This window comes from Phycisphaerae bacterium (genome assembly GCA_018003015.1).
Lineage (GTDB): Bacteria > Planctomycetota > Phycisphaerae > UBA1845 > PWPN01 > JAGNEZ01.
Window position 1 is genome coordinate 1 of record JAGNEZ010000070.1, and the last position, 15,170, is coordinate 15,170.

Annotated in this window: 12 protein-coding genes; 1 reads left to right on the forward strand and 11 read right to left on the reverse strand. The window is 65.8% G+C overall.

Annotated elements, in window-relative coordinates; translation table 11 throughout:
* Nucleotides 1–945 (forward strand): hypothetical protein (locus KA354_21180; GenBank protein ID MBP7937165.1); only part of this gene is annotated, 945 nt, incomplete at its 5' end.
* A gap of 118 nt (nt 946–1,063) precedes the next feature.
* Here KA354_21180 and KA354_21185 read toward each other — a convergent pair.
* The 11 genes from KA354_21185 to KA354_21235 form a co-directional block, all read right to left on the reverse strand.
* On the reverse strand, nt 1,064–1,684 hold the full coding sequence (locus KA354_21185) for a PEP-CTERM sorting domain-containing protein (protein ID MBP7937166.1): 621 nt from the start codon (nt 1,682–1,684) through the stop codon (nt 1,064–1,066).
* Nucleotides 1,685–2,014: 330 nt separating this feature from the next.
* Nucleotides 2,015–3,073 (reverse strand): class I SAM-dependent methyltransferase, encoded by a 1,059-nt coding sequence (locus KA354_21190; protein ID MBP7937167.1) that lies wholly within the window; start codon nt 3,071–3,073, stop codon nt 2,015–2,017.
* Complete coding sequence (locus KA354_21195; GenBank protein MBP7937168.1) at nt 3,070–4,041, reverse strand: hypothetical protein; 972 nt, start codon at nt 4,039–4,041, stop codon at nt 3,070–3,072. The genes KA354_21190 and KA354_21195 overlap by 4 nt, the downstream gene beginning before the upstream one ends.
* A gap of 30 nt (nt 4,042–4,071) precedes the next feature.
* Entirely contained in the window at nt 4,072–6,006 is a 1,935-nt protein-coding gene (locus tag KA354_21200) for a hypothetical protein (protein ID MBP7937169.1), read from the reverse strand.
* Between the two features lie 23 nt (nt 6,007–6,029).
* The gene (locus tag KA354_21205) at nt 6,030–8,015 is read right to left on the reverse strand and encodes a methylaspartate mutase subunit E (GenBank protein MBP7937170.1); all 1,986 of its coding nucleotides are present in this window, start codon (nt 8,013–8,015) and stop codon (nt 6,030–6,032) included.
* A 113-nt stretch (nt 8,016–8,128) separates the two neighbouring features.
* The gene (locus KA354_21210; protein ID MBP7937171.1) at nt 8,129–9,187 is read right to left on the reverse strand and encodes a hypothetical protein; all 1,059 of its coding nucleotides are present in this window, start codon (nt 9,185–9,187) and stop codon (nt 8,129–8,131) included.
* Nucleotides 9,188–9,313: 126 nt separating this feature from the next.
* Nucleotides 9,314–10,399 (reverse strand): hypothetical protein, encoded by a 1,086-nt coding sequence (locus tag KA354_21215; GenBank protein ID MBP7937172.1) that lies wholly within the window; start codon nt 10,397–10,399, stop codon nt 9,314–9,316.
* A complete protein-coding gene (locus tag KA354_21220) occupies nt 10,380–11,648 on the reverse strand; it encodes a glycosyltransferase family 4 protein (protein MBP7937173.1) in 1,269 nt (422 codons plus the stop codon). Before KA354_21220 ends, KA354_21215 begins: the two co-directional genes overlap by 20 nt.
* Nucleotides 11,649–11,651: 3 nt before the next feature.
* Nucleotides 11,652–12,629, reverse strand: a complete 978-nt coding sequence (locus tag KA354_21225; GenBank protein ID MBP7937174.1) for a glycosyltransferase family 2 protein — start codon at nt 12,627–12,629, stop codon at nt 11,652–11,654.
* Nucleotides 12,630–12,670: 41 nt separating this feature from the next.
* Nucleotides 12,671–13,912 carry a glycosyltransferase gene (locus KA354_21230; GenBank protein MBP7937175.1) on the reverse strand — a complete coding sequence of 414 codons (1,242 nt, stop codon included), beginning with the start codon at nt 13,910–13,912 and terminating at the stop codon, nt 12,671–12,673.
* Entirely contained in the window at nt 13,909–15,165 is a 1,257-nt protein-coding gene (locus KA354_21235) for a TIGR03087 family PEP-CTERM/XrtA system glycosyltransferase (protein ID MBP7937176.1), read from the reverse strand. The genes KA354_21230 and KA354_21235 overlap by 4 nt, the downstream gene beginning before the upstream one ends.
* Between the last annotated feature and the right edge of the window lie 5 nt (nt 15,166–15,170).

Consider the following 15,170-nt stretch of genomic DNA (forward strand, 5'->3'; position numbering starts at 1 on the left):
CTTCTGAAGAACCCGGTCAACTGGCCGCCGACCTGGTGTGACCGGACTCTGGATAACACTCCAGCGGCCTACATCTATGCGACCAGCGGCGCCGCGGCCGGCGAGGCGGACACGGTGATCCGCGATGTGGCCGCGACCTATACACGCGAGGCAGGCGGACCGCCGGCCAAGGGTCTGGTCATCGTCACCGATCTTCGCGACCCTCTCTGTCCGGGAAAGTGGCGCGAACTCCGCCGATTGGCCAGACGGCAGGAAAAGGGCCCGGCCGCCCCGGAGTCCGCCCCCGCCTCAGCTTCCGCTTCCTCACCGGCCTCCGCGCCGGAATCGGCACCGGCCTCGCCGCCCGAGGAGGATGACCAGATGGTGGCCGACCTGGGCATCAGTTGGGAATTGCTCTTCCGGATGGCGCCGGTCGGCCTGTCCAGGGAGCAGGCCCCCAAGCTGATCGATCTGCCCGAACCCGCGAAGGATGAGGTCGCCTGGGTGGCGATTCTCCCGACCCGGGCCCTGCTGACCGACTGCAACCGACAGCTCGTGCGCGCGGCATACAAGAAACAGAAGATCGGACTCGCGGCTCAGGCGATGATGGCCCCGATGATGGCCATCATGGAAACCAAAATGGTCGATATCCTCGCCGCCATGCGCGAGGTGGCTGTCTTCATGGCTTACGCCAGTGCCCATCCGCTGTGGAGCACCGAAGAGAAGCGCGCCAGGCAAGACGCCTATCGCGAAGCTCGGATGCACCAGGCTAAGGGTGCAATGATAAGCGCGGCCGAGGATGCGGCCGGCCGAGACAAGGCGACAAGCCCGCCGACCTCAACGGACACGCACAGCGGTACCCCGGAAGCCTCTCCCGGCAGACCGAGTGACCCAGGCCGCCCGTCGAACCCTCACCCGCGAGACGCCGGCATCCCTCCTGCTGAGACCGAGCTCAAACCGTCATGACGACGGCTTCGCATGCTGCCACCTCCGTTGCCATCTTCATCCGAACGTCAAAGTGAGCAGGTCGAGTCCTTGGACCCGACCTGCTGTGCTCATGCCTTCTTCGTGTGTTCGCGACCGGTCATCGCCCACGGCGCCGCCGGAGGAACGCGAGCCCGCCCAGTCCGAGCAAAGCCAGTGAAGCCGGCTCGGGCGTCGGATACTCGGCAATCAGGATGCCACCGGTGAACACCGTCCCCGGCACTCCGACATACTGCAGCTGCTTGCGGATGTTGACCTGCGTTCCGGGTTGTAGCGGGTCGAAGTAAAAGTCGATTTCCCCGCCCTGGGTCGCGGTCGACGGTGTGTAGGAGACGGACAGTCCAGACGGCGGATTGCCGTTGGCCAGAAAGAGCGAGGGGGCAACCCATTCCCAACCCGGCGTGATGATCTTCTCATGCCAGTCAAGCCATGGAAGCTTGTCGCCTACGGTGAGTGTCTCGCTCAGGCTGAAGGTCTGTCCCGGCTGAGCGACAACAGGCGCCGCATTCGGCCCCCAGAGTTCCTTAAGCCAGGCCGGACCAGTCGGGTCCCGAACCACGTCATACGGCCCGATCGACCAGCCGCCGCTGGTAGCACCCTGCGTGAACAGGCTGGGGAGGGCACCGACATTCCCCACGCCCTGGCCGAGACTCGGACCGGCCGTCGCGAGGATGCCCACTACCAGCAAGCCCGCAATTCCAATTACCTTGCGTGATTTCATCGCTTTCTCCTTATCCACATACCTCTTTGTCTTGCCTATTGACCTGTCTGGCCCGCTACACGTGTGCGGCCAGCGACAAGCGTTCATCCCACATCCCGACCGTCGCGTAGGGATCTCCGGTACCGGCCATCGAGGGGCCGCTTCCGTTTCGGTCGCGACTCGGGACATCATGCTCCCAGCGTCTGACGTTCTAACGTGTTGCCTTTCCCAGGTGCTCAGGCCCGATGGGAGGGTAGGCACCCTCGGTTTCGGCGACCACTTCAACCTCTGAAAATGTGGACCGGGTTCGCGATCGGCGGAAGTGGAAGGGCGCCGGCTCGGCGGCGGGCGTCAGCTGCTGACGGCACGCCCGACCACCGCCAGATTGTCTCCACTCAGCCAGAAGTCCGCAGTGAATGGTGTACCGCCGGCGTGAGGTCCGGACCGGTCGAGGTGTGCCTCCTGCAGGAGGGAAATGAGGTCCAGCGCCGCGGACAAGGACGCCGGCGGGTTCGGCTCAAGGCGGTGCTCCGCCGACCGGGGCGTCATTCGGCTCAATCGGCCCTGGACACGCCACCGCAGACCGCGCGGCAGCAGGGGAAGGAATCGTGTGAGTTCCGGTCGCCCTCCCCAGTCGGAGCACACCGTGTTCGTGGTCGAGAAGACCGCCGTCGGCATGAGGTCGCATTCGCGCATGAGACGCTTGAGGCAGGCTGCGTCAAACAGGGAGATGTGGAAGCGGTTCAGGCCCAGCCATCGCCGCCCGCCCAGCCGCCGCCACACACCGCCCCAGTTCGGCGTCTCGATAATGGCGAGCCCGCCGGGTAGAAGCCGGCTGCGTATGGCCTGCAGGAATCCCCGGGGATCGGGCACGTGCTCGATGACGTCCGTCGCGATGGCGACGTCGAAATGGCCCAACTCGTCCCCTAGCCCCTCCAGCGAACCGGTGTGAACCGATAGCCCGAACTCGGACCTCGCCACTCGGGCAGCCTCGGCGGAAATCTCCACCCCCTCGGCCTGCCAGCCTCGATGGCTGGCTATAGCCAGTAGATGCCCCTGTGCGCAGCCGATCTCCAAAAGCCGTCCGCTGGGATGGCAGGACTCGAACGGGTTCAGGTAGTTCAGGTAGAGTTGTGTGGCTCGGCTCCAGCGGTGCTCGGGCCGGGCGTTGAACACGTAGTAGTCGCCGTCGTACTGCCGCTTCATTGGCTCGGCTGCCAGCCGCGGCCAATTGAAGACCAGGCCGCAATGGCGGCAGCGCCACAGGTGAAACGGTCCCGGGTGACCCGGAAACGCCAGCGACCGCACCCGCCGCGCACCGGTCTGACCGCACGAGCCGCAAGTCGCCGGCGATATCGCCTCGGCCGTCGACGCGCCAGGTAACGAGCCGGGACAGCGGACGGTACTCATATACAGCGGCTCCGGACCAGTTTCTGGACTCGCCAGGGCCATCGCCGAAAGCCTCTCCTGCGAATAACGCCGCCCACGATGTGGTGGCGCACTCGCCACTTCTGCCGGAGAATCGCCCGACGGACCGCTGATCCGGTCCGCCGTCCGATCCGCTCAAGCGCATCGCCGATCCTCGCGGCCGCCACTGCAGGTCTCGGCAGGCACGGGTTCCCCTGGTAGATTACCGGGGTACCCAAGGGATTCCAGTAGGTCTCGTACCGCTGCCGGTTGGTCATCTCCCAGGGCGTCCACAGCCGGCCGTCGTCTGGGGACCAGACGAGATGCGGGCACCCGCACAGGCTGGCCAAGTGCAATCCGCCTGTCGATTGGCCAACGGCCAGATCGCAGTGCGAGAGAGCCTCGATCGCGGTCGCCGAGTCGTTCGGAAAAACGCTGGTGTGGATGCCGCGGCTGTTCAACTGCCCGGCCAAGTCGTCCCAGTCGCCGGCCGTCCAGTTCTCCGCCCCGAAGCCGCGGGTGCGACGGACCAGGACCACCCAAGGCGCGGGCAGCACCCGTTCGCAAGGCCGGTCAAAGCGGATGAATCGTTGGTGCTCCTCGTCGCAGGGATGAATCGCGCCGGAGTACGCCGGCCAGAGAGTCTCCACTTGGTGTCCGGCTTCCTGCAGTTCGCAGGCTACGGCCTCGACCATCGGTTCGACCAGCGAGCGAAGCCGCTCAGAAGGCAAGGGATCACCAGAGGAGCACAGTATCCGGCGGTCTTCGTACGCATGGCCCGGGATCGAGTCCAGCACAGCCGGCCGGTAGTCTAGAGGCATGTCCTCATAAAAAGCCTCCTTGCCGGCGGCACCCAGGACGATCAGTCGATCGAACCGCCCAATCTCGAAGTGCAGGCGCAGTCGTCCTTGCCAGGACATCAGCTCCCAGCCGATCTCTCCGACATAAGGGCCGACAAGCAGCGTACGCATGCAGCGATCTTCCTTGGGGGACGGTCTCGCCTAGCTCGCCACCACCGGTTCCGGCTCCCGCGCCACGGTCGCCCGGACCTCGTGTGACGATGGGCCGGTCCGCCCGGGCAGCCGCTCCAGGCGACGGACCATGGTCTCGATCGTGGCCAGGGTCAACAGTACCCCGGCTTGCCGTGGGTCTCTTTCTGCCACTGACCAGAGGCGATCCAACGCTTCGGGCTGGACCCATTCAAGTATACGGGCGTCGGCCTCACGAATACCGCCGGCACCGCTTGTTTTTCGCCAGGTCTCGAACAGCCACGCGGTCAGGAATTCGCCGGCCATGCCCCAGGTTCGGGTCTCGGGGTACCGGCAGTGCGTCCACCAGCGGTGGAGTTTGTCCCGCTGCCAGCAGTATTCGCGCCGCAATCGGTCCTCGGCGATGGGAAACCCGCTGTGGTTGGCTCGCGGAACGCGTGCAAACCGCGGGAAGTGCCGGCGAAGTGCCTCGGCGACGAGCTGTTTGCCGCGCCGCCAGCTGGCGGGGGTTGCGGCCATCCAGTCGAGCATCGCTCGGTCCGTGGCCGGGCTTCGCAGGGCCACATCACGCCGCAGGAGCATCGGGCCGAGCACGTCGTTACGCCCGCTCCGGCCGGTGAAGACCACATATTCAGCCTGCTCCAGCGGATTCGATGTCGGGGCCCGGGCGAAACGGTCGTCGATGAGAGCCTGCCAGCGCTCCAGACTGCGGCGGGCAAGGTCAGGACGGCAGAGCTCGTTGATGAGGGCAATGCTCCCGCCACCGTGGCAGTACTTGGCCGCCCAGTAGCAGTCGTGCGGTGAGCGGCCATCGGGAATGTCGCCGTCCGACGGCACGTAGGCTCCGCCGACAATGCCGTGAAGATGCCCTTCGAGCAGAACGGCGCCCGGATGTCCGGCCAGGAACGCCTGGAGCCCAAAGCCGCCGCCGAGATGGCGAGCGCCGTGCAGGCCATCGCTGTCAATGATCAATCGCTCCAGCTGTCTGGCCAGGGCCGCGGCCTCCATCGGTACGACTTCGTGCGCCGCACCTGCCAGCCTGGCCAGCTGCCGGCCAAAACGGACATCCTCGCTGAAAGGCCAGCCGGTCGTGAAACAGGCGGGCACGACGCTGAGTGTCGAGCAGATCGCCAGGATCATCCGGGAGTCCATGCCCCCGCTGATGCCCAGCATGGGCGGCTTGATACTGCTGGCATGCCGGCGCATGGCTTCAGTCAGTACCTCGACATAGGCATCGACGGCTTCGGCCGGCGTGGCGTAGGCCGAGGAGTGGTGGCGGAACTCCCAGTAGGGTCTGCAATCGCGACGGGAGGTGGCCCCTTCCGAGGGCATCCACCGCAGCGCGTGGCCGCCGATGAGCCAGTGCACCTGCCGGATGAGCGTACGATCCTCGGTCGTGTTCATCGCCCGGATCACGTCGGTGACGCCGTCTTCGTCGATGGCCAGCGGCAGGCCCGATGCCTGCCAGGCCAGCCGTGCCTTCGGGGCGACGACCAGCCGGCTTTGTTCCGCCGCCCAGAACGTTGGCAATTGACCAAGCCGGTCGTTGAAGAGGGTCCAGCACCGGCGGGTGGGATCGTACCACGCGCCGCAGAAGGCCCCGTCGATGTCCGCCAGTGACTCGACGCCGTGACTTGTCAGCCGCCGGAGGATGGCGCCGCCGATCGCTCGCCGCGGAGGGCCGGCCGCTTGTCTTCCTGCCCAGGCGTCGGGCAGAAACACGTCACCCACCCAGATCAGCGTGTGGCCGTGCTCGTGGCAGACCCCCGCGCCACATGACGGTTCGTTGGCCGCCGGGGTGATGGCCGCCCCCGCCCATCGCTCGCCGCGGCCTGACCGCACGCGCTTGTGGTCCGGGCTCAGACCGTACTGCTCCAGCATGAAGGCCAGATCGGCGTCGGCCGCGCCGGGGCGAGGATCACAAACCAGCATCAATCCAGGGTACATTCCCGCTCACTCTCTTGGGGGTCTCAGAGCGTTCCGGCCAGGGACGCCGTGGAGCGCAAATCGGTGTCATCCGCGGCCTCGCGCCGGTCGAGCGGCCAGTGGCCGTGCTCGCCGCGCGCGATCCGCATGACATCCTGCTCGATCAGCAGGAAATCGGTGTCCGCGAACCGCATCCGTTCCTGGCGAAGACGCTTGGCCATCTTCTCACGATGATACTCGCGCTGATCCCGGCCTAGGGCCAGCCGGCCCGCGGAGAGGAATCGAACCGCGCCCTCGGCATCGCGGGCGGTGAGTACGGCGCCGCGATTGTGCACGCTGGGCGAGAAGGGCACATCCAGCAGTCCTTCACGAAAGGCCCGGCAGATCCCCGAGGCCAGATTGCCTTCCCCGACGTCTCGCACCGAGTCCAGAATGACCGAGACTTCGCGGTGGATCATGAACATCTCCGTGGCGATCGCTTCTTCATCAACGGATGCCTCGGAGGCCGCGGATACCGCTCGCGAGACAAGTTCAATGCCGCGAACGTTGTCCTGGACCGTGGGGATGCGGACCGGTTCGACCGGGCTCTTGATGAGGACACGGGTCGCTTTCGACAACGTCGCGGTGATCGCGGACTGGTAGATCAGCTCCTCCGCCTGCCGGGGATCGCGCGGGAAGGCGGCCATGTACTGGTGAAACACCGTGCCAACCTGAACAGCCCGGTCCCGGTATCGATGCTCCAACTCGTCGCCGAGTTCGCGGAGGACACGCATGGCGGCGATGTCCTGGGAGCGGTGGCCTTGCTCCGCATAGCCGAGGCTGACGCAGCGCACCCCTTCCCGGATGGCGAGCTCGGCCTCCAGGACGTTGATGGCAATGGCCAGCGACGGTGGAACCAGCGTCGCGGTGAGCACGCCGAAGAACTCGCGGTCGAGAACCAGACCGTACCGCTCGGCGTAGAGACCGGTTAGTCGATCGACGTACTGCCACGCCCGGATCGAGTCCTCGACAGGATAATCCTTGTAGTACGGGATGTTGTAGCAGATCGCCCCACCCTCGAACGAGGAGACCCCTCCGGCGTAGGAAATCTCCGCGAGCAACCGGGGATCGCGGGTGCTGTGACGGGTTTGCAGGGGTACGCCGACCGCGTGAATCACCTGCCGAAGGCCGGCCACACCGTGGTTGACAACCGGGAAGCCGTTCATCGTCGGCCTGCCTCGGGCGGCGCTGAGCCGGATGGCCTCGTCCGCGTCGGCGTATCGGTTGTTTCGGGTGTACGAGTCGACCTGGTACGAGAGCACACGCACCCCGGCGGCCTTGAACGCCTGGAACAGCTCGATCTGGTCTTGGACGAGGGGTACGCCGCTGCGCGGCTGGATCAGGATCGGCAGATCGCCGGAATGGACCAGCGACTGAACGCAGGCGAGCGACGGCTGCCGGGCCAGAAACGCGGCGTTGTCGGCCAGATCGGCCGCACCCCGGCCCGTGGACCACTGCGCGAGTACGTCGCAACGCTGGCGGTCGAATTCCCCGGCGTCCATCGGCTGGCCCAGGACGCGCGGTTCGGCCTGCTCGTCGGGTCGCAGCCGGACGATATGCCGGTGACCCGCGTTACGTGCCTTGGTCCCCGCCAGATCCTTCTTGACGATCCTGATGACCGTCTGCACGTCAGTGAACTCGCTGAAGACACGATCGAACCCCATCTGCAGGAACTCGTTCGCACTGTCCCGCGAGTCGCCGACCGACAGGTTGCCGCCGAGGTACCACAAGGGCCGATGGCCCGCATGGTGCTGAAGAAGACTGGAAAAGCCACGCAGATAGTGCTTGGCATGCCCATCCATGTTCGAGATCATCACCAGATCACATCCGTCGGCCCACGAGAAGAAGTCTTCGATGCGGTTCTGAATGCCGAGGAAGTGGACCTGATAACCCTGGGCGACCAGGGCCCGATTGAGAACGATCAGGCCGACCGAGTGCGAGTCGCCGCCAATCCCCCCCAGCACAATGGTGTGACAGGAATGCGCGTTCACCCTTGTTTCATCGGCTTTTATTGGCCCTTGGATAACCTGATTGTCCTCCGGGAAGGAAACCACCCGACACCCGCGCCATGACTTTCGGTCCGACCGATAATCATTCAGCCAACCTAAACCGCGGCCGCCGTATCGATGTCGCTGTCGGCCAGCGTCGCGTGCCAGCGCGTCCCGGCGCCAGCAGGCCTGAGACCGGGACTGAGCCACAGCGGCAGCGTCTGACGGGGTAAATACCGGTTGGCCTTCAGGGCCAGCGCCAGGGGTGAGCGTCGACCGGCCAGGCAACTGACCTGGAGGCCACCTCCCGCCTGGCATTCCGCCGTCACGGCGCTGAGCAGCCATCGCCAGACGTCTGGCCGATCCCAAGGTGCTCCCGCATCCGCGATCCGGGCGTCCTTTCGCCCATCGGCGCGGCTCGACCACCGCCAGATGACATATCCGCTCGGGCCGGTCGCATCTGTCGCCAGCATCAGACGGTAAGCATGCGTCGGATGACTCCCCAGCCACCAGGTGAGGAACTCGGCGGTGTGCGGGTACCTGGCAGTCGCATCCGGCCCCGTGGCCTCCAGCCGGCGAATGGCGTCGCTCAGCCGGTTCCAGCTCGGCGCTTCGGTTAACGGACCGCTGCCCAACAGATGCCAGCCATGCGGCGGGCAATGCGTGACCGGGTGCAGCCAGAGGACGCCGGCCAGATACCCTGCCGTGCGTAGAGCCACGCTGGCGTTCACGCTGATCGCGCCGGTGGCCAGGTTCAGCTTGTAGAGCGACAAATCGTCGCATGCGAACCACCCCAGCTGGGGAAGCGCTCGTTGGGTGTCGGCGGATCCTTGAATGGTCATCAGCACGGGGTAGTGCTTGGCCGCTTCGCGAAGCAGAAAGACACCGATTCCCCGGGCTCGCAGGTCGTCGCGGACCATCCAGTCCACAAACCACCCGGCGGGTACGGGTGATGCGGATCGCCGGCCGTCACGGATTTCGGCCGGAACCACGCCGATGTGGCCGACAGTTCGCCCTTCAACCTGGGCGATCCATGATCGGACCGGGCTGCCGCTTCCTCCTGTCAGTCCTGGGTACTTCCAGCCCAGCGTGGAAATCGTGCACGCGACTCCGTTGGCTTGCAGGAATGCCGCCAGTTCAGGTAGGTCGTCGGGTTGTGTTGGGCGAATCATCATACAGGACGTCGAAACCTGATAACCGAAAGCCGAAACACGGCTCGATGACCTTGGAAGAACTCAGTTCCCGCTCCGGCCGAGAGAAGGCCGGCAAAGCGGCAAAACCGACAGAAGGACGCCACGGCTTCAGACCGCAGTTGGCGATGGACGGAATCGTCGGCTTTCCTCAACGGGTGAATCATGCCCGCCATCCCTTGCTGTGAAGTCGTCCCCGGCGGCCAGTTCCTTACACGCCGCCGATTCGCGGAACAAATCATAGTACTCTCTTGCGGTGACCGGCTGAGCGCCAAGGTAGTTCACGAGATGCTCCAGAATCCCGTCCAACCGGTCCAGGAACGCGTCTCTTGCCTCGATCGTTGGTACATAGGGGGTGCCGCCGACACCGATGTCCGAGCTGTGGAACGTGAGGTGATAAACGGGCGTCCTGCGGCGGGCGAGGGTGTCGCATAACGCGATCATGTCCCCGAGCGAGGTCATCTCCGGGTTCAGTCGGATCAGCCGAAGCAGGCCCAGCCGATACAAGATGCCGATGGTGCGGAACTTCGAGAGCGGCGGTCGGCTGAGCAGCCGGTGCAATCGGCGGGCGGACTCGAAGCACCGGCGGTTGAAGCCCGCGCTGATCGGTACGCTGAGCAGCAGGCCATTCGGTTGCCCAACGAGCATGCTGTCTCCGCCCAGCCAGTATGGCTCGAACGGGGCGTCGTAGTAGTCCGGTCCGCCGTCGCGGGTGTGGTCCACGAGCGGGCAGACACTGGTCTCCACCCGGTATCCAAGTCCCGTCAGCAGGGCGGTGTGCTCGGCGGAGCTTCCGTATCGTCCGGAACGATAGGTCACCGGCTGCATGCCGAAACGGCTCCGGATCTGCTCGGTGAGGGTCAGCAGCTGCCGACGGACCAGCTCAACGGGCAGATGACATGGCATCGAGCGGGCTATGTCGGCCGGCAGAGCGATCGGCTGGGTCGACCAGGTGTGGAGGTGTGCCCCGATGTCGCAACGCCCCCCGTCCAGGTAGTCCTGGAGCAGTCCGCTGGCTCGGTCGTCCTGCACGACCGGCGAGGTCACCTGATAGCTTGGGCGAACACCGTAGCGGTCGAAGAGGGCTTGGAGCCGAGGCAACTCGGCCAGATGCTCCAGCCGCCAATCGCTGGTCGGGAAAGTCGAGCCCCAGAGACCTTCCTCTTCCGTGTCCACGTTAACGAGCAGCCAAACCATCGAGGTTCCCCAGGGCAAGGGTTGATGCCGGCAGTGTCCGCACGCCGCGACATATCGCGAGACCCGCAGCCTCGCGAAGGACGTCAAGCCAGGCCGCCGCAATCGACGCCGGGTCGTGTTCGCGCCGGGCCTTGGCTCGAGCCTTGACGCCGAGATCCGCTCTCAAGCGGTCGTCTGCGATCAGGGTGGTGAGGGCGGAGGTGAGCGCTTCGATGTCCGTGGGCGGAACACACCAGCCGCAGCGGCCATGATCGACAAGTTCCGGCAGACCCCCGACGTCGGTCACGATCGTCGGCTTGCCCGCCGCCATGGCCTCCAGCACCATGTTGCTCGACGACTCCCGGGGCGAGCAGAGCACGATCAGGTCGCATGCCCGGTAGGCAGGCCCGACGTCGTCCGCCGGGCCGCACCAGTCGATGAGGTCCGCAATCGACAGATCGCTCGCCAATGCGGCCAGCAATTCACGTTCGGGGCCGTCACCATGGATCCGGATCCGGACCCGCCGGTCGGTTCGCAGAGCCGCCACGGCGCGGAGCAGCACGTCAAGTCGCTTCTCTCGGCTGACACGGCCGACGAAACCGATCGTGATCGTCGCCGGGCTGGGCTCGCCCTCACCCAGCCCCGCAGAAACGGCCTCCACCGCGTTGGGAATCACTCGTCCCTTGTCGCGCGGATAACCGTACTCGCGTTCGTACGCTTGCCGCACGCGCTGACTGTTGAAGACCACGCAGCGGGCAAGCCTCGCCGTCAACCACGTCTTTCGGATTACCTGGCGGCGATGAAGCCCCAGGCCGGGAATGAGGCCGAACAGGTGTCGGCCGATCGGGGGATTCTCCACCGGCCATGGCAGGGTGCGATGCGTACTGACCACAGGCACATTGGCCAGCCAAGCACCCACCACCGAGGCCCGCAACGGTGTGTTCGAGGACTGAACGAAGAGAGCAACATCGGGACGAGTCCTGCTAAACCACCGCCGGCGCTCGAGAATCAGCGGCCATTGGTACCGGCGGTCGCCCGCGAAGGTCGCATCGAGCCAATCGACGCGATCCACGCGCAACCGGGCACGGCCGCTCCCGGCCAACTCGGAGTAGATGTCCTCCCCGGAAAGCGCAATCGTGACCGGCCAGCCGGCGGAAAGCGCCGCCCGGACCACGAAGCGGCCGAACTTCTCCATCCCGCCCAAGCGAGCAGGATGACCGGCCACAAGGGCCAGGTGCGGTACCGATATGTCGCCAGTCCCCATGGTCATGAATCAGGCCACCTCCGTTCGAGGCTGAGCCTGCGCCGATCGAATGCGGTCCAGCCAGCGGAGCAGCAACATCGGACACCATCGCCGCCGCCACAGACGCTCAATGCCGGCTCGCTCGGCCGGTCCAAAGCTGTTTCCGCGGACCAGTCCGATCGCCAGCCGCAGCAGGCGCTGGTAACCGTCGGGATCACGTCGCCAGTAAGCTCCTTCCACCGCCCGAAGCACCGGGTCCACCATGGATCGCCGAATCACATCCGGAGGCAGAGCGGCGAAAGCCTCCGGATACTGGCGACGAAACTTGTCCTGGGCGAGCCAGTGATAGAAGGCCATGAGCGACTGACGGTGGGTGATGCTGCCCGCGTGGCGGCGGATGCGGTACAGCGGCTCCGGCAGGTAAACGAAGTCGCAGCAGGTCGCGGCGCGAAGCGACAAGTGATAGTCCTCCGCGCCGATCAACTCGGGATCGTAGTTGCCCAGTTCGAGGATCAGCGAGCGCCGGAGCATGATCGAGGCGCTGCACAGGGGATTGGCCTCGAAGATCGTCTGCAGGCATTGGCCGGTGGCTTTCTCGCCTCCTGGACGCCGGTAGCCGGCTCGGCTGCTGTCCGCCCAGTAGAGATACGAGCCGGTGTGGACCACGGTGCCAGGCGGGCGGGATTGCAGGACGGCTAGCTGCTGTTCATGCTTCGTCGGCTCGACGGTGTCATCCGCGTCCACGAAGGCGATGTACTCGCCGCTGGCCTCGCTGACACCCAGCCGCCGGGCGGCGCCCGGGCCGCGGCCGGGATTAACCAGCACACGGATTCGCGGGCCAAACGAGCGGGCCAGGGCGGCACTCTCGTCCGTGCTCCGGTCGTCGACGACCAGGATCTCCATCGGCGGGACGGTCTGCGCAAGCACGCTTTCCAGCGCTTCGCCGAGGGTGGCCGCGGCGTTGCGACACGCGACAATGACCGAGATGGTACCGGCCGATAAACCCATGGACACATGAGTTATTCGGACGATTCCGCGCCGCGATTGAGTTAGTTCGGCCGACAACAGAGGCTGGGAACCGGCGCGGCCCCGGCGATCGGAACTGCAATCGGAACCCCCGGTGGATCCGCGGATAGGGTCCGCCGGCTCTCGATCTCGTCAACGATGCGACTGATCTGCTCCAACCTGGCGGTCCAGGACTCGACCTGCATGGACTGCGACCGGCGGAGGCGTTCCTCGGTCGAATTGTGCTGCGTCGCCTGGCCGCAGCAGTTCACCGTGCCGGCGATATCATCGGCCAGCCAGACGGAGCCGGGTAACGGTCGTACCGCCGGCAGGTGGGTGCTGACCACCGGGACACCGGCGGCCAAGTACTCGTACAGCTTGATCGGGTTCGCGTGATAGGTCAGAGGAACCTTACGGAAGGGAATCAGCCCGACGTCGAAACCCTTCAGGTAGTTAGGCAGCTCGGAGTGGTCCTTGGGGCCCAGCCAGTGAAGGTTCGGCAGATGACTCCCGGAACCGCGTGGCCCGGCCACCGGCCCGATGACCACGACCGACCCGTTCGGCTGCTTGCGGGCCAGGCCGGCCATCAACTCCATGTCCACCCACTCGCCGACCACCCCGACGAATCCGAAGACCGGCTTGGGCAGAGCAGCCAGATCGGCCGGAACGGACAGCTGCTCGGTCACCGCCCGCGACAGATGGAGGTGATCCACGCCATGTTCGATGAAGTGCACGTGGTCGTGAAGAAGCTTCTTGGCCTCGTAGAGCGGCTCGGACGTGGCCAGGACAACGTCGCTCCTGGCGAGCAGTTCACGTTCTCGCCGTTCGATCAGGTCGCGGTCGTATCCGGGAAACTCGCCAAAAGCATCCACGCAGTAGTACAGCACCAGCTCCTCGTTGAAGCTGCCCACCAGGTCCGCGACGTCCGGCGCGAACGACCAGAACTGGGTCGGCCGGACGGGAATCCGCGAAAGGACGCGGTTGATCGCTCGGCGGACAAGAGCGACGTTGATCCGACGGGCAAGACTCGAACCCGGAAACGGGATCTGCGGGGGCGTAATCACGGTGAGATTGCTGGATACCTGCCGCGGGCCCTTCTGGATCTGCAGAAGCTTGGAACCGATCGTCCGAAGATCGTCCAGGCGGATGCGAGGGCAGCGGGACGCGTGCCAGTTCACCCAGATGACGTGATTGTGTTCCGACAGCCGGCGCATCACATGGTGCTTGCTGGTTGGATGGTAATGCCAGCCGCTGGCGAAGCAGACGATATTCTTGTCGCTGATCATGCCGCTCCTCCTACCCTGGGCTCGGCCACGAGCAGTCGCTCCAGACGGGCAAGGGCATCGTCGATGCGGTATCGGCGGATGACAAACCGCCGGCCGGCCCGACCGACAGCCGCCGCTCGAGCTTCATCGCCGAGCACCTCCGTGACCGCAGCGGCAAACGCAGCCGGCGACTCGGCAACCAGCAGTTCTTGGCCTGCCTGGGCACCGATGCCTTCCGCCACACACGGGGTCACCACGCAAGGCCGGCCGGCGGCCATCGCGGTGAGAACCTTGGTCTGCAGCCCGCGAGCGAGCCGCAACGGGGCAACCATCACCCGCATACGCCGCAGATGCGGCTCCACCTCGGGCACCGCGCCGGTCACCTCGACCCAATCACCGTTCGCCAGGTTGCGCACCGCCTTGGACGGGGAACGGCCCACGATGAGAAGCCGGGCATCAGGTCGCTTCTCGATGATCAGCGGCCAGATGCGCTCTGCAAACCAGCACACCCCGTCGACGTTGGGCCCATAGTCCATGGCCCCCAAAAAACCGACCACCGGCTCGGATGGCAGACAATCCCCCGCCCCCGCCTGCGGGCCCGGCATGGCCGACCCGGCAAACAGTGTTCCCGCCGCCGCTCCTGTCTCGATCACGTGCAACCCTTGACGCAGCAAGGGATCCGACACCAGCTCCGCCTCCCGCGGGGTGCATAACACCGTGGCATCGAATCCCGTCATCCATTCCCTTTCGCGCCGGGCGAGTCTCCTGGCCTCGGTTCGATAGACCCAGTTCATCGGCCAGCAGGCTCTGTTCACCGACTCGGCCCATTTGCGGCTGTCCAGATCGACGAAGTCGAGCACCCTCCGGGGGGCGGAAACCTCCAGGGCCAGTCGGGCCATGCTCGACGAAAACGCCAGCACCGCGTCAAAACCCACCTTGCAGGACCAACGGAGCACCGTGCGACGAAGCCGGCTGGACACAAAGTACGCTTCCGTGGCCGTTCCCCCCCCGCACAGTCCCACCATGGCCCGCAGCCTGGCAAACGAGCGACGCAGCGGGATCGCCTCCACCGCCCGGCATTCGGCCCGCAGCTGGGTCAGGGAGGCTTCGATCGCGGCCCCGGATCCGGGTTCGTCTTCTCCAGGCGGATCGATGAAACCAGCACACCAGACCTGGTGGCGGGCCGCGAGCCAACGCAATTCGGCGGCGGCACGCAGCTTGGCCCCGCGGTCCGGCGGGCAGGGCAGTCGATGGATCAGGACCAGCAGCTTCATCGTTC

What these genes read in the sequence shown, in the direction of transcription:
- KA354_21185 (MBP7937166.1), bottom strand. Translation starts at nt 1,684, where the DNA reads ATGAAATCACGCAAGGTAATTGGAATTGCGGGCTTGCTGGTAGTGGGC.
- KA354_21190 (MBP7937167.1), bottom strand. Translation starts at nt 3,073, where the DNA reads ATGAGTACCGTCCGCTGTCCCGGCTCGTTACCTGGCGCGTCGACGGCC.
- KA354_21195 (MBP7937168.1), bottom strand. Translation starts at nt 4,041, where the DNA reads ATGCGTACGCTGCTTGTCGGCCCTTATGTCGGAGAGATCGGCTGGGAG.
- KA354_21200 (MBP7937169.1), bottom strand. Translation starts at nt 6,006, where the DNA reads ATGTACCCTGGATTGATGCTGGTTTGTGATCCTCGCCCCGGCGCGGCC.
- KA354_21210 (MBP7937171.1), bottom strand. Translation starts at nt 9,187, where the DNA reads ATGATGATTCGCCCAACACAACCCGACGACCTACCTGAACTGGCGGCA.
- KA354_21215 (MBP7937172.1), bottom strand. Translation starts at nt 10,399, where the DNA reads ATGGTTTGGCTGCTCGTTAACGTGGACACGGAAGAGGAAGGTCTCTGG.
- KA354_21220 (MBP7937173.1), bottom strand. Translation starts at nt 11,648, where the DNA reads ATGACCATGGGGACTGGCGACATATCGGTACCGCACCTGGCCCTTGTG.
- KA354_21225 (MBP7937174.1), bottom strand. Translation starts at nt 12,629, where the DNA reads ATGGGTTTATCGGCCGGTACCATCTCGGTCATTGTCGCGTGTCGCAAC.
- KA354_21230 (MBP7937175.1), bottom strand. Translation starts at nt 13,912, where the DNA reads ATGATCAGCGACAAGAATATCGTCTGCTTCGCCAGCGGCTGGCATTAC.
- KA354_21235 (MBP7937176.1), bottom strand. Translation starts at nt 15,165, where the DNA reads ATGAAGCTGCTGGTCCTGATCCATCGACTGCCCTGCCCGCCGGACCGC.